Below are 509 nucleotides of genomic sequence, written 5' to 3'. Positions count from 1 at the left end.
ATTATGTAAAAGGAGATGCATAAAATGATATCCAAAAAAAGGGCTATAATATACTCTGTTATAATTGTAATCGCTACGGCATTAATAACATCTCAAGTAGTAGGTTTCAAGTATAAGGGGTATGATAAAATTGCTGGTTTAAAAAGAACGATAGATAAAGATTTTTATAAGGACCCTGATAATGAAAAATTGATGACAGGATCTATAAAAGGGATGTTTGAAAGCTTGGATGATCCATACTCACAATACTACACAAAAGAAGAGTTTGAAAAGTTACAAGAACAAACATCAGGTAGTTATGTAGGAATAGGGGTAGTTATAGGTCCAACATCTGATGATGAATTAATAACTGTTGTATCTCCTATAGAAGGATCTCCTGCTGAAAAAAGTGGAATAAAATCAGGAGATAAAATAATTAAAGTTAATGGAAAAGAAGTTACTTCTAAAGATATGGATAAGGCAATGAGTCTTATAAAAGGAAAAGCAGGAACAGATGTTAAGTTAACTAT

General features: G+C 30.8%; 1 protein-coding gene. It reads left to right on the top strand.

The window, feature by feature from the left end; all coding sequences use genetic code 11:
* Window positions 1–24 precede the first annotated feature (24 nt).
* Window positions 25–509, top strand: a 485-nt coding sequence (locus AZI32_RS17725) for a PDZ domain-containing protein (RefSeq protein ID WP_162266763.1), incomplete at its 3' end; no start/stop codon positions are given.

This window comes from Clostridium sp. ATCC 25772, assembly GCF_001573875.1.
Classification (GTDB): Bacteria; Bacillota; Clostridia; order Clostridiales; family Clostridiaceae; genus Clostridium_J; species Clostridium_J senegalense.
Note: the sequence above shows the minus strand (reverse complement) of the source record. Positions and strands in the feature narration are given on the sequence as shown.